This window comes from Photobacterium sp. DNB23_23_1, from assembly GCF_052873815.1.
Map to the genome: position 1 here is coordinate 36,815 of NZ_JBNNXT010000009.1, position 22,640 is coordinate 59,454.

Annotated in this window: 22 protein-coding genes; 9 read left to right on the forward strand and 13 right to left on the reverse strand. The window is 51.7% G+C overall.

The features are described from left to right. Positions 1 to 49: 49 nt before the first annotated feature. The 8 genes from ACVA53_RS07980 to tldD all read left to right on the forward strand — a co-directional run bounded on the left by ACVA53_RS07980 (position 50) and on the right by tldD (position 10,916). On the forward strand, positions 50 to 1,093 hold the full coding sequence (locus ACVA53_RS07980) for a rod shape-determining protein (RefSeq protein WP_107350074.1): 1,044 nt from the start codon (positions 50 to 52) through the stop codon (positions 1,091 to 1,093). Positions 1,094 to 1,133: 40 nt separating this feature from the next. Continuing rightward, complete coding sequence (gene mreC, locus ACVA53_RS07985) at positions 1,134 to 1,994, forward strand: rod shape-determining protein MreC (RefSeq protein ID WP_255040753.1); 861 nt, start codon at positions 1,134 to 1,136, stop codon at positions 1,992 to 1,994. Beyond that, positions 1,984 to 2,472: a rod shape-determining protein MreD gene (mreD, locus tag ACVA53_RS07990; RefSeq protein WP_255040754.1), complete on the forward strand. Its 489-nt coding sequence runs from the start codon at positions 1,984 to 1,986 to the stop codon at positions 2,470 to 2,472. The genes mreC and mreD overlap by 11 nt, the downstream gene beginning before the upstream one ends. Positions 2,473 to 2,579: 107 nt before the next feature. Continuing rightward, complete coding sequence (locus tag ACVA53_RS07995; protein ID WP_255040755.1) at positions 2,580 to 3,158, forward strand: Maf family protein; 579 nt, start codon at positions 2,580 to 2,582, stop codon at positions 3,156 to 3,158. Between the two features lie 8 nt (positions 3,159 to 3,166). Further along, positions 3,167 to 4,636, forward strand: a complete 1,470-nt coding sequence (gene rng, locus ACVA53_RS08000) for a ribonuclease G (protein ID WP_255040756.1) — start codon at positions 3,167 to 3,169, stop codon at positions 4,634 to 4,636. A 14-nt stretch (positions 4,637 to 4,650) separates the two neighbouring features. Further along, on the forward strand, positions 4,651 to 8,535 hold the full coding sequence (locus ACVA53_RS08005) for a YhdP family protein (RefSeq protein WP_446504859.1): 3,885 nt from the start codon (positions 4,651 to 4,653) through the stop codon (positions 8,533 to 8,535). Between the two features lie 64 nt (positions 8,536 to 8,599). Then, positions 8,600 to 9,424 (forward strand): carbon-nitrogen hydrolase family protein, encoded by an 825-nt coding sequence (locus ACVA53_RS08010; protein ID WP_446504860.1) that lies wholly within the window; start codon positions 8,600 to 8,602, stop codon positions 9,422 to 9,424. 43 nt (positions 9,425 to 9,467) lie between these two features. Then, positions 9,468 to 10,916 (forward strand): metalloprotease TldD, encoded by a 1,449-nt coding sequence (tldD, locus tag ACVA53_RS08015; protein WP_255040759.1) that lies wholly within the window; start codon positions 9,468 to 9,470, stop codon positions 10,914 to 10,916. 111 nt (positions 10,917 to 11,027) lie between these two features. On the opposite strand, the gene yjgA is transcribed toward tldD, so the two are convergent. Then, positions 11,028 to 11,552, reverse strand: a complete 525-nt coding sequence (yjgA, locus tag ACVA53_RS08020) for a ribosome biogenesis factor YjgA (protein WP_446504861.1) — start codon at positions 11,550 to 11,552, stop codon at positions 11,028 to 11,030. A gap of 170 nt (positions 11,553 to 11,722) precedes the next feature. Here yjgA and pmbA point away from each other — a divergent pair, with 170 nt between their 5' ends. Further along, entirely contained in the window at positions 11,723 to 13,066 is a 1,344-nt protein-coding gene (pmbA, locus tag ACVA53_RS08025; protein ID WP_255040761.1) for a metalloprotease PmbA, read from the forward strand. 155 nt (positions 13,067 to 13,221) lie between these two features. Here the strand turns inward: pmbA and mgtE are convergent, their stop codons facing one another. The 12 genes from mgtE to ACVA53_RS08085 all read right to left on the reverse strand — a co-directional run bounded on the left by mgtE (position 13,222) and on the right by ACVA53_RS08085 (position 22,631). Further along, the gene (mgtE, locus tag ACVA53_RS08030; protein WP_255040762.1) at positions 13,222 to 14,580 is read right to left on the reverse strand and encodes a magnesium transporter; all 1,359 of its coding nucleotides are present in this window, start codon (positions 14,578 to 14,580) and stop codon (positions 13,222 to 13,224) included. Positions 14,581 to 14,813: 233 nt separating this feature from the next. Continuing rightward, positions 14,814 to 15,089, reverse strand: a complete 276-nt coding sequence (locus ACVA53_RS08035; RefSeq protein ID WP_255040763.1) for an HPr family phosphocarrier protein — start codon at positions 15,087 to 15,089, stop codon at positions 14,814 to 14,816. Next, positions 15,089 to 15,940 (reverse strand): RNase adapter RapZ, encoded by an 852-nt coding sequence (gene rapZ, locus ACVA53_RS08040; protein WP_255040764.1) that lies wholly within the window; start codon positions 15,938 to 15,940, stop codon positions 15,089 to 15,091. The genes ACVA53_RS08035 and rapZ overlap by 1 nt, the downstream gene beginning before the upstream one ends. 40 nt (positions 15,941 to 15,980) lie before the next feature. Beyond that, on the reverse strand, positions 15,981 to 16,430 hold the full coding sequence (gene ptsN, locus ACVA53_RS08045) for a PTS IIA-like nitrogen regulatory protein PtsN (RefSeq protein ID WP_446504862.1): 450 nt from the start codon (positions 16,428 to 16,430) through the stop codon (positions 15,981 to 15,983). 3 nt (positions 16,431 to 16,433) lie between these two features. Beyond that, positions 16,434 to 16,721 carry a ribosome hibernation promoting factor gene (hpf, locus tag ACVA53_RS08050; RefSeq protein WP_255040766.1) on the reverse strand — a complete coding sequence of 96 codons (288 nt, stop codon included), beginning with the start codon at positions 16,719 to 16,721 and terminating at the stop codon, positions 16,434 to 16,436. A 26-nt stretch (positions 16,722 to 16,747) separates the two neighbouring features. Then, positions 16,748 to 18,238 carry an RNA polymerase factor sigma-54 gene (locus ACVA53_RS08055; RefSeq protein ID WP_446504863.1) on the reverse strand — a complete coding sequence of 497 codons (1,491 nt, stop codon included), beginning with the start codon at positions 18,236 to 18,238 and terminating at the stop codon, positions 16,748 to 16,750. 110 nt (positions 18,239 to 18,348) lie between these two features. Beyond that, positions 18,349 to 19,074, reverse strand: coding sequence for an LPS export ABC transporter ATP-binding protein (gene lptB, locus ACVA53_RS08060; RefSeq protein ID WP_255040768.1), 726 nt, complete (start codon positions 19,072 to 19,074; stop codon positions 18,349 to 18,351). A gap of 7 nt (positions 19,075 to 19,081) precedes the next feature. Continuing rightward, positions 19,082 to 19,585 (reverse strand): lipopolysaccharide transport periplasmic protein LptA, encoded by a 504-nt coding sequence (gene lptA / locus ACVA53_RS08065; RefSeq protein ID WP_446504864.1) that lies wholly within the window; start codon positions 19,583 to 19,585, stop codon positions 19,082 to 19,084. After that, complete coding sequence (gene lptC / locus ACVA53_RS08070) at positions 19,572 to 20,129, reverse strand: LPS export ABC transporter periplasmic protein LptC (RefSeq protein ID WP_446504865.1); 558 nt, start codon at positions 20,127 to 20,129, stop codon at positions 19,572 to 19,574. The genes lptA and lptC overlap by 14 nt, the downstream gene beginning before the upstream one ends. After that, positions 20,126 to 20,677 carry a 3-deoxy-manno-octulosonate-8-phosphatase KdsC gene (kdsC, locus tag ACVA53_RS08075; RefSeq protein ID WP_446504866.1) on the reverse strand — a complete coding sequence of 184 codons (552 nt, stop codon included), beginning with the start codon at positions 20,675 to 20,677 and terminating at the stop codon, positions 20,126 to 20,128. Before kdsC ends, lptC begins: the two co-directional genes overlap by 4 nt. Beyond that, complete coding sequence (locus tag ACVA53_RS08080; RefSeq protein WP_446504867.1) at positions 20,677 to 21,648, reverse strand: KpsF/GutQ family sugar-phosphate isomerase; 972 nt, start codon at positions 21,646 to 21,648, stop codon at positions 20,677 to 20,679. Before ACVA53_RS08080 ends, kdsC begins: the two co-directional genes overlap by 1 nt. 14 nt (positions 21,649 to 21,662) lie before the next feature. Beyond that, positions 21,663 to 22,631 carry a calcium/sodium antiporter gene (locus tag ACVA53_RS08085; protein ID WP_255040773.1) on the reverse strand — a complete coding sequence of 323 codons (969 nt, stop codon included), beginning with the start codon at positions 22,629 to 22,631 and terminating at the stop codon, positions 21,663 to 21,665. Between the last annotated feature and the right edge of the window lie 9 nt (positions 22,632 to 22,640).

The following is a 22,640-nucleotide window of genomic DNA, read 5'->3' on the forward strand; positions in this document are numbered from 1 at the left end:
TTTAGCGCAATTTAACGAATTTGTGAGCTTGCAGGATTAGCCGAAGACTATGTTTAAAAAACTTCGTGGCATGTTTTCTAATGACCTGTCTATTGACTTGGGTACAGCCAATACCCTTATTTACGTCAAAGGACAGGGCATCGTACTGGATGAACCATCAGTAGTAGCGATCCGTCAGGATCGTGCCGGAGCAACAAAGAGTGTGGCCGCAGTCGGTCACGACGCCAAGCAGATGCTGGGGCGTACTCCGGGCAATATCGCGGCAATCCGTCCGATGAAAGACGGTGTTATCGCGGACTTTTATGTTACTGAGAAAATGCTTCAGCATTTTATCAAGCAGGTGCATGACAACAGCCTGCTGCGTCCAAGCCCACGAGTTCTAGTTGCGGTTCCTTGTGGCTCTACTCAGGTTGAACGCCGTGCTATCCGTGAATCTGCCCAAGGTGCAGGTGCCCGTGAGGTATATTTGATCGATGAACCAATGGCGGCGGCGATCGGTGCTGGCATGCCAGTATCAGAAGCAACCGGTTCAATGGTGATCGATATCGGTGGTGGTACGACAGAAGTCGCAGTGATCTCGCTAAACGGTGTGGTTTACTCATCGTCTGTGCGTATCGGTGGTGACCGTTTCGATGAAGCGGTTATCAACTATGTACGCCGTAACTACGGCAGCCTGATCGGTGAAGCAACCGCTGAACGTATCAAGCACGAAATCGGCTCGGCTTACCCGGGTGACGAAGTGCGTGAAATTGAAGTTCGCGGCCGTAACCTAGCCGAAGGTGTACCACGCAGCTTTACCCTGAATTCCAACGAAATTCTAGAAGCGCTGCAAGAGCCGCTAACAGGTATCGTATCTGCCGTTATGGTTGCACTAGAGCAGTGTCCACCAGAACTAGCGTCGGATATCTCTGAGCGCGGTATGGTACTGACTGGTGGTGGTGCGCTGTTGCGTGACCTTGACCGTCTATTGACCGAAGAAACCGGTATTCCAGTGGTAGTGGCAGACGAGCCGCTAACGTGTGTTGCCCGTGGCGGCGGCAAGGCCCTGGAAATGATCGACATGCACGGTGGCGATCTATTCAGCGAAGAATAATGCCCGCCCGGGCATATCGACAAACAGGTTATAGTGTTACATGAAACCTATCTTTGGCAGGGGGCCTTCCCTGCAACTGCGCCTGTTTCTTGCCATTTTACTGTCGGTTGGCCTTATGCTAGCCGACAGTCGTCTTGACGCCTTTGCCAACGTCCGTTACCTACTCAATTCAGCTATCTCTCCATTGCAATATGCGGCCAATTTGCCGCGTGATTTGCTCGGTGGTGTATCCGGACAGTTCAGCTCGCACCGGCGTCTGCTGGCAGAAAACAAAGCTTTGCAACGTGATCTGCTGGTTCAGCAGAGTGACGTATTGCTGCTCGAGCAGCTAAAACAAGAAAACCAGCGCCTGCGTGAGCTACTAGGCTCGCCGTTTGTTCGCGATGAGAAAAAGCTAATCGCCGAGGTAATGGCTGTTGATTCAGATCCCTACAGTCATCAGGTGATGATCGATAAGGGACGGGTAGACGGTGTCTACGAAGGCCAACCAGTGATCAACGAGAAGGGGATTGTCGGCCAGGTTTCGTATGTGGGCGCCCACAACAGTCGGGTCTTGTTGCTGATTGACCCAACTCATGCGATCCCGGTTCAGGTGGTCCGCAATGATATTCGGGTCATTGCTTCTGGCAGTGGCCAGATAGATCAGATCCAGCTGGAGCACGTGCCAAGCAGTACCGACATCGAAGTGGGTGACTTGCTGGTGAGTTCTGGTTTGGGTGGCCGTTACCCAGAAGGGTATCCGGTTGGCAACGTGACTGAGTTTTCGTTTGATAACAAACGTCCGTTTGCTCAGATAAAGGCGAAGCCAACCGTACAGTTTGATCGTCTGCGTTATCTGCTGTTGGTATGGCCAACTCCGCGTGAAACCTTGACTGAAGGAGAGTTCAATAGTGGCGAATAGTCGCGCTAACGGCCGAATGTGGATTTGGCTGTCGTTTTTAATTGCGCTGATTTTGCAAGCTGCTCCTTGGCCAGGAGAGCTGGAGCCTTTCCGTCCCTCCTGGGTAGTGCTGGTTGCCTTTTACTGGGTGTTGGCGTTGCCGCACCGGGTGAACGTCGGGACGGCATTACTGCTGGGCTTGCTGTGGGACTTGATGCTCGGCTCGACGTTAGGGGTACGTGGCTTGATGATGTCAGTACTGTGCTACATCGTCGCACTTAACTTCCAGGTATTGCGTAACCTCTCATTATGGCAGCAGGCCCTGCTGGTTGCCTTACTGACACTCGGTGGTAAGTTGGTCGAATTCTGGGCCGAATACTTAGTATCGGTGATCACTTTTGACCCTGAAAGACTGTGGGCTGTGTTACTTAACTTCTTGTTATGGCCATGGTTATTTCTGCTGCTGCGACGGATGCGACGTAAGCTCTCAATTCGTTAAATTAGTCTCCCAATGGGATCCGTTCAGTGCTAGGGTGTAAACAGACACATCGAACGAGCTTGAGTGGATCGCATTGATTTATCACACAAAACCAAATGAATGATATCATGTCGACACCGCAATTATATTTGGCCTCGGGCTCTCCGCGCCGTAAAGAACTCCTGACCCAGCTCGGCTACCAGTTTGAGCGGGTCGTGGTAGATGTTGAAGAGCTGCACCAGGCTGGCGAATCGCCAGCAGATTATGTCCAGCGGTTGTCGGTAGACAAGGCGCTGGCTGGGGTTGCGGTGGTCGATGGTAGGGCGCCGGTATTGGGGGCTGATACTATTGTGGTCGCGGGCGAGCGTATTTTGGAAAAACCCAAGGACTTTGACGACGCCCAGCAGATGCTGCGCCTGTTGTCAGGTCAGCGCCATCAGGTGATGACGGCAGTGACCGTGGCCAGTGATGAGCGTCGAGAAACGCGCTTGGTCGTTACCGACGTGTGGTTCAAGACACTGTCAGAAAAAGAAATCGAAGACTACTGGCACAGTGGTGAGCCGCAGGACAAAGCAGGAAGCTATGGCATTCAGGGGATCGGCGGTAAGTTCGTCGAACGTATCGATGGCAGTTATTACGCTGTGGTGGGGTTACCTTTGGTGGAAACCGACATCATGGTTCAAGACTTTTTAGGTTTATCAAATTAGAGGCAACCATGAGCACAGAGCTGCTAATTAACGTGACCCCGAGTGAAACTCGTGTCGCCATGATCGAGGCAGGGAGCCTTCAGGAAGTCCATATCGAACGCGAATCCAAGCGCGGGATTGTTGGCAATATCTATAAAGGGCGCGTCAGCCGGGTGTTACCGGGGATGCAGGCTGCCTTTGTTGATATTGGCCTTGAAAAAGCAGCGTTCCTGCATGCGTCAGATATTGTTCCGCACACCGAGTGTGTGGCAGAAAACGAAAAGCAACAGTTTCAGGTTCGCGATATTTCAGAGTTGGTTCGCCAGGGCCAAGACCTGGTGGTGCAGGTGGTTAAAGATCCGCTAGGTACCAAAGGTGCGCGTCTGACAACCGATGTGACGCTACCCTCTCGCTACTTGGTGTTTATGCCTGGGGCAAGCCATGTCGGTGTGTCGCAGCGCATTGAAAGTGAGGTTGAGCGCGAGCGCCTGAAAGCGGTAGTCAATGAGTACTGCGATGATCTGGGTGGCTTTATTATTCGTACCGCTGCCGAAGGGGCGACCGATGAGGAGATGGCACAAGATGCCGCCTTCCTCAAGCACCTGTGGCGTAAAGTCCTTGAGCGTCGTGCGAAATATAAACCAAAATCCATGCTATACGGTGAACTGGGGCTGGCACAGCGTATTTTGCGCGATTTTGTTGGTACCGAGCTCGATGGTATTCAGGTCGATTCCCGCTTGGGCTTCGAGAAACTCAAGGAGTTTACCGATGAGTTTGTGCCAGAGCTGAGCGAAAAGTTGGAATACTATGCCGGCGAGCAGCCAATCTTTGATTTGTTCGATACCGAGAATGAAATCCAGCGCTCGCTTGATCGTAAGGTTGAGCTGAAATCGGGCGGTTATCTGATCATCGATCAAACCGAGGCGATGACGACTATCGATATTAACACCGGTGCTTTTGTTGGCCGCCGTAACCTTGAAGAAACCATCTTCAACACCAATATCGAGGCGACTAAGGCTATTGCTCGCCAGTTGCGATTGCGCAACCTTGGCGGGATCATCATTATCGATTTTATCGATATGGCTCACGATGATCACCGTCGCCGGGTGTTGGTGGCGCTGGAGCAGGCCTTGTCCTACGATAGGGTTAAGACCAACATTAATGGTTTTACCCAGCTAGGCCTGGTTGAAATGACGCGTAAGCGGACTCGCGAGAGTATCGAGCATGTATTGTGCGATACCTGCCCGACCTGTGAAGGGCGCGGAACAGTGAAAACCGTCGAAAGTGTCTGTTATGAAACTCTGCGCGAAATTACTCGAGTCAACCGTGCCTACGATGCGGATAGGTTTGTAGTATATGTGTCTCCGGCTGTGGCTGAAGTGCTGGCGGGCGATGAGTACCATGCGCTTGCTGAACTAGAGGTTTTCATCGGTAAGCAGGTCAAAGTCAAAGCTGAGCCTCTGTATATACAAGAACAGTTTGATGTCGTGATGATGTAAAGCGGGGCAATAGCGTGACAACAGTTCCAGTTCGACTGGCACGTGGATTAATGTGGCTGGTACTGACGGTGTTAGTACTGGCCGCTGTTGCGATCAGCGGTCTACGTTTTTATCTTCCTCAGCTCAATGAATACCGTGAGCCGATCCGCCAATGGGCCTCCGATCAAATCGATATGGATCTCGATGTTGATCTGGTCGAGGGGCATTGGCGCAATCTCGGCCCATCGTTGGTACTGCAGGGGGTTAAGGTCAATTTACCGGGGGCTCCCGAGTCGCTGGTTAAGGTCGGTGATGTCTCGATGCAGCTCGATATGCTGGGATCGGTGCTTAACCTTAGCCCGGTATTCCAAGATATTCGGATCGATGAATTGAGCTTGGATCTTACCCGCCTATCGGGCAGTGACAGCAACAAAGCCGCTAGCTCAGAGCAAAGCCAGATGGCAACCATTGAGCGGCTGGAAGAATTGCTGTTTGTGCAGCTGGGGCAGTTTTCTGTCCGTAACTCAGATATCACCCTGCTGTCTCCGGCTGATGAGAAGCTGACAGTCGATATTCAGCAGTTGAAGTGGGACACCCATAACCGCCAACGCCGGGCCGAAGGGATTGTCAGCATTGCAGACACCCACTTTAGCCAAATGCAAGTGATTGCTAACCTCTCCGATAACCGCTCTTGGGCCAAGATGTCCGGTGACATCTACCTTCAGGCGCGTAATCTTTCTGTAACCCCGTGGCTCAACAAGCAGCACCTGACCGATACCAATATCACTGGTAGTAACCTTAATGCCGAAGTGTGGCTGACGTTATCCAATGGTGCCTTGCAGCAGAGCTTGGTCAAGCTCGATGATAGCTTCCTACGCTGGCAGTTGGGCGAAGATAAACACCAGTTTAGAGTCAAGCAGGGGCTGGTCAAGCTTCTGCCTCTGGAAAATGAAAGCGGTGAGCCGGGTTGGCGGATCGACAGCGACCAAATGGTACTGGAGACTGATAAAGCACAATGGCCGGCCTTTGATATTGCGGCAAGCTGGTTACCGAGCGACTGGCAGTTAGCGGCTACTCACCTTTCTCTTGAGCACCTGCAGCCATTCATTACTTTTTTACCCGATGATAGTGCGCTGGTTGATGTGCTGTCGACATTGCAGCCATCGGGCCAGATCAGCGATATTCGGGTCGCAGCTAAAGGTGATGATGCGCCACAGTTCTCTTTTCATGCCAGTCAGTTGGGGGTGAAGCAGTGGGAGCTACTGCCGGGGATCCACAAACTGGATGCTACTGTGGCGGGTAACACCCAAGGTGGCCGCGCGGTCGTTAACCTACAAGACGATGAATTACCTTATGGTTATGTCTTCCAGGCACCGCTGAAAATTGATGCAGCGGATGTGACTGCCTACTGGCAGGTGGGCGACGACGGTTGGCGCTTGTGGAGTGACAAAATTGATGTCGCCACCCCACACCTAAAAGTTGATGGGCAATTTAGGTTAGATTTCCCGGCTGAGGCGCCGTCGTGGTTGTCATTCTACGGTGAAGCGAGCCTGAATAATGCCGGTGAAACCTGGCGTTACCTACCCACCTTGGCGCTGGGCCGCAGCTTGACTGATTATCTGTCGGCAGCGATCCGCGGCGGTCAGGCTAAGTCAGCCCAACTGCTGTGGTATGGCGAGCTGTCCGATTTCCCTTACGGCAATCATGACGGTGTTTTTCAGGCCTATGTCCCGCTGCGTAACGGCACGTTCAGTTTTGATACCGCCTGGCCAGAGCTGACCGATCTTAAGCTTGATCTGCTGTTTGAAAATGATTTTATGTACCTCGATGCGACGCATGCCAAAACCATGGGCGCGACGGCATCCCGGGTGACCGGTGATGCTGAGCTCAGCAGTGATGGCCACTTGAAACTGAAGGTTGATTTGGCAGCTGAAGGCGAGCAGGTACGTGATTATATGTTGGCGACCCCGCTAGTAGACTCGGTGGGGGCGGCGCTGACGACGGTGCAGGTCGGTGGACCCGTTACCTCACAGTTCGAACTCGATATTCCGTTTGACGGCACCGATGTCAGGGCCTGGGGCAGTGCCGAGCTGACCGGTAACCAAGTTCAGCTTGAGGCGCCGCCGCTCACCCTTGAAGGGGCGAGCGGAACTATTACGTTTGATGATGACAAGGTGTCGGCGGAGGCACTGACTGCAAACTTGCTGGCGCAACCGCTTACAGTGGGCTTTACCGGGAACAGCGTGGCGGATGGCTACCGGGTTGATGTTGCTCTCGGTGGTGATTGGCAAATTGAAACCCTGCAACAACAGGTACAGGATCCGTTGTTGGCCAAGGTGAAGGGCCGCACCCGCTGGCAAGGTAGCGTTGGCGTTGATCTCAACGATACCGGTTTTAAATATCAGGTCGGGATTGAAGCGGCCTTGGCCGATGCTGTTAGTTCATTACCCTATCCGCTGGCGCTGAAATCAGGTAGCCCTGATGCGTTTAAGCTTGATGTGGCTGGCAACGGGCAGGCCTTAGTCGGTAAGGCAATACTGCCGGATGTACTCTACCAAGCTAAGATTAACCTTACCGGTGAGAAGCTCAATATTGATGCCAGCCAGATGGCCGTTGGTAGTACCGCGCTGCGTTCGCTTAAACACGGTGAGCACGGCCTGGATATTGTGGCCGATAAGCTTGATGGCGACCGCTGGGCTGATTTAATTTCGGCTGTTCATGACAACGTTGAAGCGGAGGCTGTTTCCGGTAGCGCATCAGTGAAGCCGGATATTCCTACCCCTTCCCGTATCGGTGCCAAGGTTCGTCAGCTTAAACTGGCCTCACTGGATTGGAACAGGGTTGACTTGTCGGCGAATAAGCGTGGTGAAACGTGGCAGATCCGCCTCGACAGTCGGGAGGCGAAAGGACTCGCTCGTTGGCCTCAGGGGCAGCCGTTGGATTTGGTTATCGACACCTTCCACTTGAATTTACCGCAGGTGGATGACACTAAGATCAAGGAGCGATATAAGCCTCAGCGTGATATTCCAGCAGCGACCGACTTTGATCGCAGCATGATGGCTAATATGCCGGAGATTGACTTGGTGCTCCGTGATGCCTGGCTACAGGGCTATCGCCTTGGTGAGGTATCCGGTAAGTTACGCCGGGAAGGCAATATGCTGGAGCTGGTCAACTTTACCGTGGATTCAGGTGCCACGTCGCTCAACCTTGATGGTCACTGGAGCCTTGATGGTGACCGCAGTGAAACTCAAATAGCCTTTGATATTGATGGTCAGAACAGCTCAGATCTGATGGGGCGCTTTGGTATTTCTGGTGGGATCCAGGGCGCTAAATTTAGCACTTATGCCTCAATCCAGTGGCAGGGTGCGCCTTGGTCGATGCACCGCGAGACCTTGACCGGTGAGCTGAAATCAGAAACCGGGCAGGGGGTAATTAGCGATATCGGAGGGGCAGGGCGTTTACTGGGCCTATTCAGTATTGATTCGCTGATCCGCCGGATGCAGCTTGATTTCTCAGGGATTTTTGATGAAGGGCTGGCATTTAACTACATCCGTGGTAGCGGCCGCATTGAAAATGGCCTGTTCGCAACGGACAATATTAAGATGCAGGCTCTAGCGGGTGACATGTTTATCCGCGGAAGTGCTAATCTTGTCAATGAGACCGTGGATGCGAAGGTGAGGTTTACCCCTGATTTTACATCAGGAATTCCAGTTTTGACCGCGTTTGCGGTAGCACCTCAAACGGCAATTTATGTCTTTGCTATTTCAACCGCACTCTCGCCTGTTTTGGATGTATTTACTCAAGTGAACTACGTGGTGAAAGGGCCGATTGACTCTCCGGTCGTCACAGAGCAGTCGCGTTTTACTGGCGAGTATAATGTCTCTGAAATGCTAGAAGGCAAGGATAAGGAAGCAAAATAATAACAATACCCGTAGTATGGCCATTCTTGTTGGTGGCCGACTGACGGCATGAGGGAGAATGCAGATGGCTAAATTCGGTATTGTACAAATGACTTCAGGGGCTGATCCGCAGACTAACCTTAAGCACCTGAAGATGAAACTCAAAGGTTTGCAGCTGCAGGGGGCAAAACTGGTTGTGACACCGGAAAATTGTCTGGTGTTCGGTTCTAGCGAGGATTACAGAGCCCATGCTGAGTACCTCGGCGAAGGTCCGTTACAGGCCGAAGTCGCCGCACTGGCAAAGCAGCTGGGGATCTGGGTGTTGATTGGCTCGATGCCTATTCGTCAGCTCGATGGTGCCATCACTTCCACAGCCTTGCTGTTTGATGATCAGGGGCAGCTTCAAGGGCATTACGACAAGCTACACATGTTTGATGTGGAAATTGACGATGCCCACCATAGCTACCGTGAGTCCGACACCTTCCGTGCTGGGCGTGAAACCAAGGTGATCGCCACGCCGTTTGGCAACATTGGTTTATCTATCTGTTATGATGTCAGGTTCCCGCAACTATATGCTGCCCTGCGCGAGCAGGGGGCGGATATTATTGTCGTCCCTGCTGCATTTACCAAAGTGACCGGTAAGGCTCACTGGGAATTACTGCTCCGTGCCCGTGCCGTTGAAACTCAATGTTGGATCGTCGCTGCTGCCCAGTGGGGTGAGCACAATGAGCATCGGGAGACCTGGGGTCACTCGATGATTGTTGATCCTTGGGGACAGGTGGTTGCCTGTCAGCAACAGGGGACTGGAGTGATGTTAGCCGATGTCGATCTTGATTTGAGCAAGGCGATCCGAACAAACATGCCGCTTGTTGAACACGCAAGATTCAGTGTTCAGCAACGTGAGGGCTGACCGGCAGAGGGGCCGGCTGGCAATGAATATAAGAGCAAATTAAATGACGCTGGAAACTGTAGAAAACACAATGCTGGCCCAGTCCGGGTTGGGACGTGAAGAACTAAACCAATTACTGGGGCTGGTAGCGGCACGTAATGTCGATTATGCCGATATTTACTTCCAGTCATGCTGGCATGAGTCTTTGGTGCTTGAAGACAGCATCATTAAAGACGGCTCGTTTAACATTGACCGCGGTGTCGGTGTCAGGGCAGTGTCGGGGGAAAAGACCGGCTTTGCCTATTCCGATCAAATCAGTCAGTTAGCCCTGCAACAAAGTGCCAAGGCGGCCCGCGGTATTACCCGCAGTGGTGGTAACGGTCAGGTAAAGGCGTTTGCACCTGTTACTGCACAAGAGATCTATGCACCGGTTAACCCTCTGGATAGCTTCGATAAATACCAGAAGATTGCCCTGCTTGAGGAAATCGATCGATATATCCGTACCAAGGAGCCTTTGGTCAAAGAGGTCTCTGTCAGTATCAACGGGGTGTATGAGCAGGTGTTGGTTGCCGCGTTGGACGGCACCTATGCAGCAGATATCCGTCCGTTGGTCCGTCTTTCTGTCAGTGTATTGATTGAAAAAGGTGACAAGCGTGAGCACGGCAGTGCCGGTGGCGGTGGCCGTTATGGTTATGAGTATTTCCAAACCGATGAAGGCAATGGCAAAACCGTTGCCCTGAATTATGCCGATGAGGCGATCCGCCAGGCGCTGATCAATATCGATGCCGATGCGGCGCCGGCTGGTACTATGCCGGTGGTTCTAGGCGCGGGCTGGCCGGGTGTTTTGTTGCATGAAGCGGTTGGCCATGGTCTGGAGGGGGATTTCAACCGCAAAGGCTCATCGATGTTCTCGGGCCAGATGGGGCAGCAGGTGACATCTAGCCTGTGTACTATCGTTGATGATGGCACTCTGGTTGATCGCCGTGGCTCGATCAATATCGATGATGAGGGTACGCCGGGTCAGTATAACGTGCTGGTTGAGGGCGGTAAGCTCAAGGGTTACATGCAAGATAAACTCAACGCTCGCTTGATGGGTGTGGCTCCGACGGGTAATGGTCGCCGTGAGTCTTATGCGCACCTGCCAATGCCACGTATGACCAATACCTACATGTTGCCAGGTGAACATACGCCGGAAGAGATCATTGCCAGCGTTAAGCAAGGTGTTTATGCGCCGAACTTCGGTGGTGGCCAGGTCGATATTACATCGGGCAAGTTTGTGTTCTCGGCATCGGAAGCCTACCTAATTGAAAACGGTAAGATCACCCGTCCAATCAAGGGCGCGACCCTGATCGGCAGTGGTATTGAAGCGATGCAGCAGGTGTCTATGGTTGGTAATGACTTGGATATTGACCGCGGTGTCGGCGTCTGTGGCAAAGCCGGCCAGAGTGTCCCTGTTGGCGTGGGACAGCCAACCCTGAAAATAGAGTCTATGACGGTGGGCGGAACTCAATAATACCAACCGACATAAATACTTGATCAACGAATGATCCAGATTGGTTGAAAGAAAAGCCAGCGAAAGCTGGCTTTTTTGTATCGGCGTATCAACAAACAACAAAGCGGCTGCTTAGTCAGTCAGGTACAGCGCTTTGAGGTACTGGAAAATTTCGCGGTACGCTTTAGCTGGCTTACCCTGGGCCTTTTCTTTGTTAGCTTGGCGAACAAGTTGGCGTAGACGCTGGCGATCAGCGTCTGGGTGATCAACCATGATAGCGTTAATCATGCTATCGCCGTTTTCAATTAGCTTGTCGCGTTTTTGCTCAAGCTTCTTTAGTTCGGCTGTTGCTTGGTTGTGCTTGTTGTTTAGCTTGTCCAATGCTGCTTGGATTGGCTCAACTTCTACTTGGCGCATCAGTTTACCGATGCGTTGTAGTTGACGGCGGCGCGCTTCTTTATTAAAGCGCTGGGCGTCTTTAACCGCTTCTAGCAGCTCTTCATCAAGAGGCACTTTGGCGAGTGCATTAGGTTTAAGCTCAACCAGCTGTTCACCTAGCTTCTGGAGGGCATCCATGTCGCGTTTCATCTCGGATTTACTTACCCAGATGATTTCTTCTTCCGGTTCCCATGGGGCTTTTTGGTTTTTACGGCTCATAACAGGCTCATGACGATTGCATTTGGTTTTTATTTTACCAGTTTAATCGTGATTTGGGGCGCAAATTCCACCAATGCAGTGTTATCCTAAGAGTAATACCAAATTCATTGGCTTATCCTTCACGCTGCCAAGCGGACCAGAACGGAATGGCCATTTTTGAGACGATAAGTATGGACGTGAGAGAACAGGTTGCCCAGCAGCGTGTGGAACTAGAGGCCGCAGTGGCAAAAGCACTAGAAGTTGCTGGCCAACAAGCCGATGCAGCGGAAGTCGCGATTAATAAAACCACAGGGATCAGCGTATCGACCCGGATGTGCGAAGTCGAGAATGTTGAGTTCAATAGCGATGGTGCTCTGGGTATCACGGTCTACCGTGGCCAGCGTAAAGGTAGCGCTTCAACGTCGGATTTGAGTGAGAAGGCCATTTCCCAGACGGTTGCGGCGGCATTGGATATTGCCCTTTATACATCAGAAGACCCGTTTGCCGGCCCTGGCCCTGCAGAGCTGATGGTTAAGGATATTCCTGACTTGGATCTATTCCACCCAGATGAGCCTGAGCCAGATCATGCAGCAGAGATTGCGGCACGTGCTGAGCAGGCAGCACTGGAGTTTGACCCTCGTATCAAGCAGAGCGACGGTGCTAGCTATGACAGTCACTATGGGATCCGCGTCTATGGTAATAGCCACGGCATGCTGGCGAGCTATGCCTCAAGCCGTCATAGTATCAGTTGCTGTGTGATTGCCGAAGGCAAGAACGGTGAGATGGAGCGTGACTACAGCTACACCACGGCACGCCATGCAAGTGAGCTATGGACGCCGGAAACGGTTGGCAGGCATGCTGCTGAACGAACGGCTGGCCGAGTTGATCCACAGAAACTGTCAACCCGTGAAGCGCCAGTGATGTTTGCTGCCGATATTGCTACTGGTATGTTTGGCCACTTGGTGATGGGGATCAGCGGTTCTAACCTATATCGTAAATCGACCTTCCTGCTTGATAAGTTGGGTGAGCAGATCTTCCCTGAGTGGCTCAACATCAGCGAGCGTCCTCATATCTTGCGCGGTATGGCCAGTACGCCATTTGATAGCGAAGGCTTGGCGACCAAAGATCTAGAGATTATCCAGGATGGTCGTCTGCAATCGTACCTGATGACGAGTTATGCTGCCCGTAAACTTGGCCGTCAGCCGACCGGGCATGCCGGTGGTATTCACAACTGGTTGGTGAACTCGACGGGTGAGAGCTTCGAGCAGATGCTCAAGAAGATGGATCGCGGTCTGTTGGTGACTGAATTGATGGGCCAGGGCGTAAATATCGTGACCGGTGATTACTCCCGCGGTGCCGCTGGTTTTTGGGTAGAAAACGGTGAAATCCAATACCCGGTCAGTGAAATTACGATTGCCGGTAACCTTAAAGATATGATGCAGAATATCGTGGCGATTGGCACTGATACCGAAATCCGCAGCCAGATCCAAACCGGTTCAATGCTACTTGATAGTATGAAGATCGCGGGTGAATAACCCTCGGGATCCTAGGAGATAGCTCCTAGAGAGAGCTGTTTCTAGGTTCTCGGTTCTCGGTTCTAGGATCCAGGAACTCGCCATAAAAAAGCGAGAGCATTTCTGCTCTCGCTTTTTTTATGTCGGTTTTCGGGCTTAGCCGTTACAGAAATGATTCAGACAAGAAATAGCGTTGCTAAGCCGAGGAAGACGGACAGGCCAATGATATCGGTGATGGTTGTCAGAGCCATTCCGCCTGCCAATGCCGGGTCGATGTTCATTTTCTTGAGCATGATAGGAATACAGACCCCGGCAACACCAGCGACCAGCAGGTTGGTGAGCATGGCACCGGCAATAATGGCGCCCAGTAGCAGGTTTCCCTTCCAGAACACCACCACACCACCAATAATCGCTGCCCAAAGAATACCGTTGAGCAGGCCGACCCGAGCTTCTTTGCTCAACAGCCAGCGGGTGTTGGATTCTCCGATGTGTCCAACGGCTAAGCCGCGGATCACTAATGCAACGGTTTGGTTACCGGCAACACCGCCCATTGAAGGTACGATGGTCATCAAGATGGCAATAGCTGCCATTTGCTCTAGGGTTTCTTCGAACAGGTTGGAAACCGATGCGGCGGCCAGCGCGGCCAGTACGTTGACACCTAGCCAGATGCTGCGTCGCTTGGCCGACTTGACTACCGGTGCAAAGGTATCTTCGTCATCATCCATACCCGCCATGCTCATCATCGAGTGTTCAGCGTCTTCACGGATAATATCGACCACATCATCGATCGTAATACGACCGACGAGCTGGTTGTTGGTATCAACAACCGGGGCCGACAGCCAGTTACGGCGCTCGAACAGGTTGGCGACTTCGCCGTCATCCATATCGACCGGAATCGCCTCGTCAGCGTCGTCCATCACATCATGGACTTCGATATCAGGCTGGGTAGTGATCAGGGTCGCCAGTGACAAATGGCCGATCAGCTTCTCGTTCTGGTCGACAACATACAGGGCATCGGTGGCTTCTGGCAGCTCGCTTCTCATGCGCAGGTAGCGAAGTACGACATCGGCGGTGACATCGCCGCGGATGGTAATGAAGTCGGTGCTCATGATCCCACCGGCCGTTTCTTCCGGATAGGCCAGTGCTTTTTCTACCCGGTGCCGATCGGTGGCATCCATCTGGGCCAGTACTTCTTGGTACTTGCTGTCGGGCAGACTACGGAGAACGTAGGCGACATCATCCGTTTCCATCCCTTCGGTAACAGCAGCCAGCTTATCCGGTGCCATTTGGGCAACAATGCCGTCTTTGACGTCTTCTGATAGCTCGTCAAGGATCTCGCCTTGCTCTTCGGGATCGGTCAGTTGCCACAGGACTTGACGCTCTTTGGGCGGAGAGGCCTCTAGCAGGTGGGCAATATCTTCCGGCTCCATATTCTGGAGCATACGGCGGACATGGACAAACATGCCGTTTTCAAGCGCCTGGTTGACTTCTTGCAGCGTTTGATGAGTTTGATCTTGATCGATGACATCGGCCATTGTTTGCAGTACCCCAAATGACTCAGATGTGAAATACCACCGCGCACCCGTCTTGCAAATGGCGGATGACTAGATGGCATAACAGCGCAATAATCTGAATTTTAACGTAATCATCGGGGTGTGTCTCACCAGATGTGAGAGGAATTGATGAATTATTGCACGAGCGGATGGGTTGCCGGTAATGAGTGGGGGGGAGTATGCTGCCTGTTAGCGTTGGCAGTGGCTTGATACGGTTAATTTTCTTCGTCAAAGCCCGCTTCGATCAGGGTGCTGACCGCATTAATCGCTTGCTCGGCATCGCCGCCCTCGGCGCAGACCAGTACCTGCTGGCCTTGGGCTGACTCGAGCATCAGTAGCCCCATTACACTGTCGGCGGTGGCACTCTTTTCGCCATTGCTAATCGTGATGCTAGATTCGAAGCTTTGTGCCAACTCAACCAGTTTGATGGCAGCCCGGGCATGAAGGCCCAGGCGGTTTTTGATAAACAGTTCGCGAGAGAAAATGGTCATTATTTGCTTTTTTCCAGCGTGCGGTGCCTAACCTGAACTTGATGGCCTTCGTAGCGGAAATACTCCGCCAGTTGTTGGGTAATATAGACCGAGCGGTGCTGGCCACCGGTGCAACCAATGGCTACGGTGATATAGCTGCGGTTGTTTTTCTCCAGCATTGGCAACCAGGTTTCGATGAAGTTACGTACCTGGTAGATGAGCTGGCTGACTTCGGCATGGCCCGACAGGTAGTCTTTGACTTCCTGATCCAAACCGGTCAGTGGCTTAAGCTCAGGGACCCAGTGTGGATTCGGCAAGAAGCGGACATCAAACACATAGTCGGCGTCGTTGGGCAGGCCGTGCTTAAAGCCGAAGGATTCGAATACCATGATCAGCTCGCGCGATTCGCGGCCAAGCACCCGTGAGCGGACCGTTTCACTCAAGTCATGAATTGATTTGGTGGTGGTATCTATCACTAAATCGGCTCGGGCCTTGAGGCTGGAAAGCTGGGTACTTTCCGACAAAATGGCCTGCTCAAGAGTCATACCATGGCGTGAGAGCGGATGCAGACGACGGGTTTCGCTATAGCGTTTGACCAGCGTCTTGTCATCGGCATCAAGGTAAATCACATTGACATCGACGTCGTCACCGAGGGTGTCCAAGGTATGGCTGATTTCTTCAGGATCTTCCGGCATATTGCGTACATCAATACTGACGGCAATGTTTTGCTGGTTGCCTTGTTGGGTCTCAATGAACTGAGGGAGTAGGTTAACCGGAAGGTTATCAACGCAATAGTATCCCAGATCTTCCAATACCCGTAGGGCGATGGATTTTCCTGAGCCTGAGCGTCCGCTTACGACCATTAACATCATGGCTGGCAATCCTTAACATTCATGGAGAGTGTGGCGATCATTATGAATCACTGGTGAGGATTTGATAAAGCTCTTCGTCACTTTTTGCGGTGCGTAGCTGCTTACAGACCTGTTTGCTGCTTAGCTTTTCCGCCATGCAGGACAGAGTCTTGAGGTGCTGCTGGCACTGCTCGTCAGGAACAAGCAAGGCAAATAGCAGATCCACAGGTTGGTTGTCGATAGCGTCGAATTGGATAGGATCCTGACACTGGATGAGTACGGCAATGGCTTGATCGCTGCTGCTGATCCGGCCATGCGGGATCGCGATACCGTTGCCGATACCGGTACTGCCCATTTTTTCACGGCTGAGCATACACTCAAACAGCGGCTGGGGGTTTTGGTCTAGGTGCTTGGCAGCAACTTCGCTGATGATTTCCAAGGCGCGCTTTTTACTGGAGCAGGGGACTGCACTTTTCGTGCAGTCCAGGCTCAATACATTACTCAGTTGCATGATTCAGTGGCTGTTGAGCTTATCTTTGTGTTTGTTAAGTTGACGAACCAGTTTATCAGTTAATGCATCAATAGCGGCATACATATTTTCAGAATCCGCTTTTGCGTGGATTTCTCCTGAGTTAATGTGTAGCGTCGCCTCAGCAACTTGTTGGAGTTTCTCTACGTTCAGGATGACATGGACATTATTGATTTTATCGAAAAACCGCTCTAGCTTATTGAACTTCGTCTCCACGTACTCACGCATGGATGGAGTAATTTCTACATGGTGGCCAGTGAGATTGATTTGCATAGACATCTTCCTTCTTGTGGCGTCTGTTAGAGCAGACGTTTTCGCTGATTGGACGGCGGAATGCCCAGCGATTCACGGTATTTAGCAATGGTTCGTCTTGCTACCATGATCCCTTGTTCCGCCAGTAATGTCGCTATCTTGCTGTCACTTAATGGTTTGGCCTGATTTTCGGCGGCAACCAGTTTTTTTACCAAGGCCCGGATAGCGGTGGATGAACACTCGCCACCGTTATCGGTGCTAACGTGACTGGAGAAGAAGTATTTCAATTCAAAAATCCCACGCGGCGTGTGCATGTATTTCTGCGTCGTCACGCGGGATATCGTGGATTCATGCATATCGACCGCCAGCGCGATATCGTTGAGTACCATAGGCTTCATGGCTTCCTCGCCATATTCGAAGAAGTCCTGTTGGTGCTCGACAATGCAGCGGGCGACTTTCAATAAGGTTTCGTTGCGGCTTTCCAGGCTTTTTATCAGCCATTTTGCATCTTGCAAATGGGTACGGATAAACTGGCTGTCAGCTGAATTGCGGGTACTCTTGCTCAGAGCCGCATACTGTTCGTTGACTTTGATCCGCGGCACGCTGTCTGGGTTGATGGTGACGACCCATTTGCCGTGATCTTTGAATACCGAGACATCAGGGACGACATATTCGGTCTCTGAGGTAACGACGCGGTTGCCCGGTCGAGGTTCCAAACCATGGATCAACTGCATCACTTGCTTGAGTTCAGGCTCTTTGAGCTTGGTATCACGCATTAGCTGGCGGTAATCACGATTTGCCAACAGTCCGATGTAATCGGTCAGCAACATCCGGGCTTCAGCGAGCCAAGGGGTATCCGGCTCAAAAGTTGCCAGTTGAAGCAATAGGCACTCCTGCAGGTTGCGAGAGGCCACGCCCAGCGGGTCAAATTGCTGGATACGCTTGAGGACGGCTTCCACCTCATCGAGCTCGACATCGTCATCGCCTTGGCTATCGAGAATATCTTCGGCCGAGCAGGTGAGGTAGCCTTTTTCGTCGATGGCATCAATGATGGACGTTGCGATCGTACGGTCGGTCTCGCTAAACGGGGTCAGCTCAACCTGCCACATCAGGTAGTCCTGCAGGCTTTCGGTGGTTTCGCCTTGATATACCGGCATGTCGTCATCTAAGGCGATACCGGTATTGCCAGTACTGGCACTGTAGACATCGTCCCATGTGGTATCGACCGGAAGATCTTCAGGCATCTCTCGCTGCTCGATAGCATCGGATGTGTCAAATGAGTCAGCGTCAGCGACCTCAGACAGGCCGTCATCGCTGTTGTTGTCGGTGGTCTCGGCTGTGGTCGAATTGCCGTCGCTTTCGTCGTTGGTCGATTCTTGGGTCCCTTCTTCCAGCTCTAGTAACGGGTTTGCATCCAATGCCTCCTGGATCTCCTGCTGTAAATCCAGAGTTGATAGCTGCAACAAGCGGATGGCCTGTTGCAGTTGCGGCGTCATTGCCAATTGTTGACCAATTTTAAGCTGGAGCGAGGTTTTCATATTATTGTATGTACCTTTATATTTATCGCTGGTTTTTGCTGCCTAGTACCCAAAATGGTGATTGAACCCTCTGCGTCCATCACGGCTTCAAAAAAGCCTTTATAAATTAACTATAGACGGAACTGGTCGCCCAGATAGACTCGTTTTACATGTTCGTCATTGAGTACTTCTGATGGCGTACCGTGGGCAATCAGTTGCCCTTGGCTAACAATGTAAGCTTGCTCACAGACATCCAGAGTTTCCCTTACATTATGATCGGTGATCAGTACGCCAAGGCCACGATCGCGCAAATGTTCAATGATTTTCTTGATATCGATCACAGATATAGGGTCAACGCCGGCAAAAGGCTCATCGAGAAGGATGAATTTCGGGTTAGCAGCCAATGCTCGCGCAATTTCCACCCGGCGTCGTTCACCCCCTGATAGTGCCATACCTAAGCTATTGCGAATGTGCTGTATGTTGAATTCATCTAACAATTCTTCCAGTTTTTCCTGACGCTCAAGTTTTGACAGCTCTTTGCGGGTTTGCAGTACCGCCATCAGGTTATCGTGGACCGATAGCTTGCGGAAGATCGATGCTTCCTGCGGCAAGTAGCCAATCCCCATTCGCGAGCGGTTATGCATCGGCTGAAGGCTGATGTCGGTATCATCAATGGTGATGGTACCTTCGTCACGGGCAACTAGGCCGACAATCATATAGAAAGAGGTGGTCTTGCCGGCACCGTTGGGCCCAAGTAGACCGACAATCTTGCCCGATTTGACCTCTAGGCTGACATCAGAAACCACTTTGCGGCCGCTGTAGCTTTTGGCTAGGTGTTGTGCTTTTAAGGTTGCCATAGCATGGTTACTTCTTGTCGTTGTTCAACTGGTTCGGCTGAAGGATTGTCGTGACGCGCTGTTTCTTGCCGCTTTCGGCCACCAACTTCTGCTGGTCGATGCGGTAGCTGATCACGTTACCTTTAATTTCGCTGCCTTCCTGGATCAGAACCGCTTCGTCGGTCATCTTGAGGAATTCGGTGGCAGTCTCATAGCGCATTTTTTTGGCGGAGCCATCAATTGGCTTGCCGTCATCCATCAGCTGGTGGAATGTCGCCGGATTGCCGAAAGCATCAATGGTTTCTTTACCTTCCTGACCGCCAGGGCGAGTGACTACCACTTTGTCGGCACGGATATCAATACTGCCTTGGCGTAGGATGACATTGCCGGTGAAGGTAACGATATTCTTCTGAATATCTAACTCTTGGTTGTCTGAGTCGATATAGATAGGCTGCTCGGTGTCATTACTCAGTGCCCAGCTGGTTGTGCTCAGGCACAGGCAGAGCAGGGTCATTAATTTATAGCGCTTCATATCTACCTTTTACATTATTTAATAAGGTGGCGATGTTACGGTCCATGTTGCCTTTCATGCCTGTTCCTTCGTTTTGGAAGGAATCACCGGTAATAATGACATGATCCGGCGTGTCGAAGTCCTTGCTAACCAAATCCAGCCGCAAGGTGTCGGTTTGGATAACGCGAACAGCTGAGTCAGGCAACAAGTTGAAAATACGAACATTACCGGTCATTTGCAAGATATGCTTTTTGTCCAGCCGTGCTTCATTGGAGCTGATCCGCCATTCGGTTTCACTGCCGTCTTTATAGACCCACAACACTGGCTCGATAAAGTCTGTATTGCCGCTCTGGCTAAAGTACTCAAGGTAATCGGCATCGATCTGGTAGCTGCGCAGCCCTGACTCATTGTAGGACGTATTGACAACAGACTTGCCAGTGAAAATCGGTTTCTCTGCATCCGGGGCAACTTGGATGTCCTCTGCCCAGTGCTTTTCAAGCAGGTAATAGCCTGTCCATGCACAGATGACAATCAACAGTGCATAGAGTAGCCGCTGTAAGGTCATATACTTAAGCCTTTATGTTTGTCCAATTCCCCTCGGGCTTCAAGGATCAGATCACACACTTCGCGAACGGCACCGAATCCACCCTGGATACGGGTGACAAAGTCTGCACGCTGGGCTAATAGGGGATGGCCGTCGGCAACACAGACGGAAAGACCGATTTTTTCCATTACCGGCCAATCAATCAGATCATCGCCAATATAGGCGGTGTTTTCCGGAGCGATGCCTAGGTTGGCAACGATGTCTTCGTAGGCGGCTAATTTATTATCCTGCCCCTGATAGACATGCTTGATACCCAAAGCCGACATCCTGTTTTCGACAATTGCTGATTTGCGGCCGGTGATAATGGCCACTTCGATACCGGCCCCCATCAAGGATTTAACGCCATAGCCATCGCGGGTATGGAATGTTTTTAGCTCTTCGCCATCATTGCCCATGTAGATACGGCCGTCAGAAAAGACACCGTCAACATCGCAGATCAGTAGCTGAATAGTGCGGGCATGGGAAAATACAGCTTGGCTGACTGGGCCGTATAGGGTCTCTATTTGCATTACATCACTCCCGCTTTCAGTAGATCATGCATGTTTAGCGCGCCGACCAATACACCGTTATCGGTTACTAGAATGCCACTTATTTTGCGATCTTCCATCAATTTCAGGCCTTCGGCAGCAAGCACGTCAGCGCGGATTGTCACTGGGTTGCGGGTCATCACCTCGCCGATAGCCGTGTTGTGGATATCAACACGGTTATCCAGCAGGCGACGAAGATCACCATCGGTAAAGATACCAAGCAGTTGCTGCTCTTTATCAATGATAGCCGTCATTCCCAAGCCTTTGCGAGAGACTTCCAATAAGGCATCTTTGATCAGCGCTTGCTCACTGACTGCCGGCAGACGTTCACCGGTGTGCATGATATCACTGATACGTAGCAGTAATTTACGGCCCAGTGCGCCCCCCGGGTGGGATAGGGCGAAGTCGTCAGCAGTAAAACCGCGGGCCTCCATCAAGGCGATGGCCAGAGCATCGCCCATCGCCAACGTTGCGGTAGTGCTGGATGTCGGTGCCAGGTTGAGCGGGCACGCTTCTTTGTTGACGGTGATCTGCAAGTGGATCTGCGACAGCTTTGCCATACTGGATTCCGGCTTGCCGGTCATGCTGATCAGTGGAATGCCCAAGCGTTTGATCACAGGCAGCAGGGTCAGGATTTCAGACGCCTCTCCAGAGTTGGAAATCGCAAGCACCACATCGCCTTTCTCGATCATTCCCAAGTCGCCATGACTGGCTTCTCCTGGGTGGACAAAAAAGGCGGGTGTGCCAGTACTGGCTAGGGTCGCCGCCATTTTATTTCCAATATGACCGGATTTCCCCATCCCCATGACAATAACTTTGCCATTGCTGTTGCTGATCAATTGACAAGCCTCAGTGAAGCTACCATTAATATAATGGGTTAGCCCTTTGAGCGCATCGGCTTCAATTTCAATAACTTTACGGCCAATTTCGCAATAATCAAACGCTGTAGACATACTATTCCTCTCCATTAGGCCGCTAGATTATAAAACAGATAACCTTGATAGGCGATAAACGTTGCCAGCAGGATGAAACCTTCTACCCGGTTGATTCGACGACGCTTTCCAAGAGCCATTAGTACCAACAATACTGATACACCCAGCATGACGTAGTAGTCACGCCCCATTGCTAGCGGGCTTAGGTTTGATGGGTTAAGTAGCCCTGGGATCCCCATTACTGCCAGAATATTGAAGACGTTGGAACCGATAATATTACCGACGGCCATGTCATCTTCGCCTTTGAACAGACTGGCAACAGACGCCGCCAATTCAGGCAAGCTGGTACCAATGGCAATAATCGTCAGGCCGATCACCAGATCGCTCATGCCGAAAAATTTGGCAATGGTCACGGCCGAATCAACCAGCATACTCGCAGCAAAAGGGAGTAGAACCAAACCAATCAGAGTCCACATGATGGCCTTTGGGTTGCTGACACCGTCTGGGATCTCTGACTCTTGCTCTTCAACAAGTGGATCGCCACCGGTTGCTTTGGCATTACGGCTGATTTTCAGCATTGCTAGCAAAAAGAGAACAAACAGGACAACGAGAAGAACACCTTCAAAGAAGCCAAGGTGGTTATCCCACAGCAGCACACCAGCGACAAGGGTCACAGTCATCATTAACGGCAGTTCGCGGCGGATGATACCAGAGCTTATAGACAGCGGCTTGATCAGTGCAGTAATACCGAGGATAAGGGCAATATTGGCGATATTTGAGCCCAGCACATTTCCGACAGCGGTGTCTGTTTTGCCGTCCAGAGCAGCGGTTGCCGAGACCATCATTTCAGGGGCGGAAGAGCCCATGGCAAGGATAGTCATGCCAATGACAAGTGGTGTAACACCAAAATTTTTAGCAAGCGCCGCAGCGCCATAAACAAGTCGATCTGCGCTCCATACCAGTAAGGTTAGGCCGATACAGAGAAACACGATGGCTTCGAGCATTGTTATCCC

Bases quoted from the DNA above. Each gene is read 5' to 3' on its own strand.
- mgtE (WP_255040762.1), bottom strand. From the start codon at position 14,580: ATGGCCGATGTCATCGATCAAGATCAAACTCATCAAACGCTGCAAGAA.
- mreC (WP_255040753.1), top strand. From the start codon at position 1,134: ATGAAACCTATCTTTGGCAGGGGGCCTTCCCTGCAACTGCGCCTGTTT.
- ACVA53_RS08010 (WP_446504860.1), top strand. From the start codon at position 8,600: ATGGCTAAATTCGGTATTGTACAAATGACTTCAGGGGCTGATCCGCAG.
- ACVA53_RS08085 (WP_255040773.1), bottom strand. From the start codon at position 22,631: ATGCTCGAAGCCATCGTGTTTCTCTGTATCGGCCTAACCTTACTGGTA.
- ACVA53_RS08035 (WP_255040763.1), bottom strand. From the start codon at position 15,089: ATGACCATTTTCTCTCGCGAACTGTTTATCAAAAACCGCCTGGGCCTT.
- lptA (WP_446504864.1), bottom strand. From the start codon at position 19,585: ATGAAGCGCTATAAATTAATGACCCTGCTCTGCCTGTGCCTGAGCACA.
- kdsC (WP_446504866.1), bottom strand. From the start codon at position 20,677: ATGCAAATAGAGACCCTATACGGCCCAGTCAGCCAAGCTGTATTTTCC.
- ptsN (WP_446504862.1), bottom strand. From the start codon at position 16,430: ATGCAACTGAGTAATGTATTGAGCCTGGACTGCACGAAAAGTGCAGTC.
- ACVA53_RS08055 (WP_446504863.1), bottom strand. From the start codon at position 18,238: ATGAAAACCTCGCTCCAGCTTAAAATTGGTCAACAATTGGCAATGACG.
- yjgA (WP_446504861.1), bottom strand. From the start codon at position 11,552: ATGAGCCGTAAAAACCAAAAAGCCCCATGGGAACCGGAAGAAGAAATC.
- lptC (WP_446504865.1), bottom strand. From the start codon at position 20,129: ATGACCTTACAGCGGCTACTCTATGCACTGTTGATTGTCATCTGTGCA.
- rng (WP_255040756.1), top strand. From the start codon at position 3,167: ATGAGCACAGAGCTGCTAATTAACGTGACCCCGAGTGAAACTCGTGTC.
- tldD (WP_255040759.1), top strand. From the start codon at position 9,468: ATGACGCTGGAAACTGTAGAAAACACAATGCTGGCCCAGTCCGGGTTG.
- ACVA53_RS07995 (WP_255040755.1), top strand. From the start codon at position 2,580: ATGTCGACACCGCAATTATATTTGGCCTCGGGCTCTCCGCGCCGTAAA.
- ACVA53_RS07980 (WP_107350074.1), top strand. From the start codon at position 50: ATGTTTAAAAAACTTCGTGGCATGTTTTCTAATGACCTGTCTATTGAC.
- pmbA (WP_255040761.1), top strand. From the start codon at position 11,723: ATGGACGTGAGAGAACAGGTTGCCCAGCAGCGTGTGGAACTAGAGGCC.
- lptB (WP_255040768.1), bottom strand. From the start codon at position 19,074: ATGGCAACCTTAAAAGCACAACACCTAGCCAAAAGCTACAGCGGCCGC.
- hpf (WP_255040766.1), bottom strand. From the start codon at position 16,721: ATGCAAATCAATCTCACTGGCCACCATGTAGAAATTACTCCATCCATG.
- rapZ (WP_255040764.1), bottom strand. From the start codon at position 15,940: ATGATGTTAATGGTCGTAAGCGGACGCTCAGGCTCAGGAAAATCCATC.
- ACVA53_RS08080 (WP_446504867.1), bottom strand. From the start codon at position 21,648: ATGTCTACAGCGTTTGATTATTGCGAAATTGGCCGTAAAGTTATTGAA.